The 1665-nt window shown below is 49.5% G+C and carries 2 protein-coding genes; both read left to right on the forward strand.

From position 1 onward, the window contains the following. On the forward strand, window positions 1-1142 hold a 1142-nt coding region (locus IQ256_RS29165; RefSeq protein ID WP_193859171.1), incomplete at its 5' end, for a sulfotransferase. Between the two features lie 266 nt (window positions 1143-1408). After that, window positions 1409-1665: hypothetical protein (locus IQ256_RS29170; protein WP_193859172.1), on the forward strand; the 257-nt coding region annotated here is incomplete at its 3' end.

Here is a 1665-nt window from a genome sequence, read left to right on the forward strand (position 1 = left end):
TTGCCCAAACCTACGCCCAAAGAGATAATCGCATCCGCTTTATCAAAGCGAAGCATCAGGGTAGAGGTCAGGCACTAGCGACTGCCTTCAGCTTTGCTAGCGGTAAGTACCTAGCGCTTCTAGATAGCGATGATTGGTTAGCACCGAACGCACTCAGTGCGACAGTCGCCGTTTTAGAAGCGATGCCAGAAGTCAGCATGGTATACAGCGACTATTGGGACGTCAGCGAGTCGGGAGCACCGCTAAAGCGAGGTCATCGCTGTGCTATCCCCTACTCGAAAGACCGACTGCTGTTAGACTTCATGGCCTTTCATTTTCGGCTATTTCGCCGTCAATCATTCGCAGCAATCGGCGGTATCGATCCGCAGTTTGTGTATGCTGCTGACTACGACCTGTCGCTAAAGCTCTCTGAAGTAGGAGAAGTTGTTCACTTAAAGCAAGCCCTCTACTTCTACCGACAGCATCGCAACAGTATCTCTTCGACCCAGCAGCTAAAGCAAGTTCACTATAGCCAGAAAGCAGTCGCTGACGCCTTAGAACGAAGAGGTCTATCAGCAATCCTCGATGTAGAAGTCAAGCCACAATCTAAACTTGTCCTTAGAAGAAAAAAGAATTCTCAAGAATTAGGTAGACAGCGAGTGTTTGGTATCGGCCTTGGGCAGGCAGGCACAACCTCGCTGTGCGCCGCGCTAAGTTTACTAGGATATAGAACAATTCATGTGCCCGAGTCTATGGGTGAGATATCTAGCTACGACGCAGTAGCGGGCCTATCTGTTGCTGTCTCGTTTAGAGAATTAGACTGGCGCTATCCCGATGCCAAATTCATTTTGACGGTAAGCCCCCTAGGCGATTGGCTAGCATCGTGGCAAAGGCAGGATGCGAACGAGCGTCAGCAGAAAGATGATGAGCTATCGGACTGGAGTAGGCGTTTAAGAATAAGAATCTTCGGCCAATCTGAGTTTTCTCCCACCGTGTGGGCACAGACTTATGAGCAGCACCGCAGTGAAGTCAAAGCCTACTTCAAGCGGCGTCCACAGCAACTATTGATATACAACCTGTGCCGTGATGACGGGTGGAATCCGCTGTGCAACTTTCTAGAAAAACCCATTCCTAATGCGCCACTACCTCACCACTCTGACTAATCGGTAGGGATTGAGACGACAACCGAGGAACTCACAAAGCTTTCCTTTCCCTACCCACTTCTGTTCTTTGTGAAGTAATTATAAACCTTTGACTATCGGGTTTCCCCTTTCAAGTTACGGGCATTCTCTATCTAGAGGAATACGAGTTTATTCGGTCCAGCCCTCTCGGTCTCGGCCCCTACAGTTTCTGCCCTAGTCTAATCAGCTCTCAGCATCAACAGTCACGTTTTTGCGTCATATTCTGCTGCCAAGAGATATTCATTCCTATGCTAGATAACTCCAGCAACGTTTCAACCGGACTCAATAGCGCTCAAGGGCCTGCGATTTGGCAGAGCGAGTGGATTGAGACACTGTGGGCGCAGCTATCAAACGGCACTTATAGCGGCATTGGTAACGTTGTTCTAGATGAAAGTGTCTCGCAGTCAGAAGCAGAAGTCCTCGCTGACCTAGAGGCGATCGATAGGATGCTGCTCGGCTCAACGGATATCGAGCAAGCGCTATCCGAAGTACAGCAGTTTGCACA

The sequence above is a fragment of the cf. Phormidesmis sp. LEGE 11477 genome (assembly GCF_015207105.1).
Taxonomy (GTDB): domain Bacteria; phylum Cyanobacteriota; class Cyanobacteriia; order Phormidesmidales; family Phormidesmidaceae; genus Phormidesmis.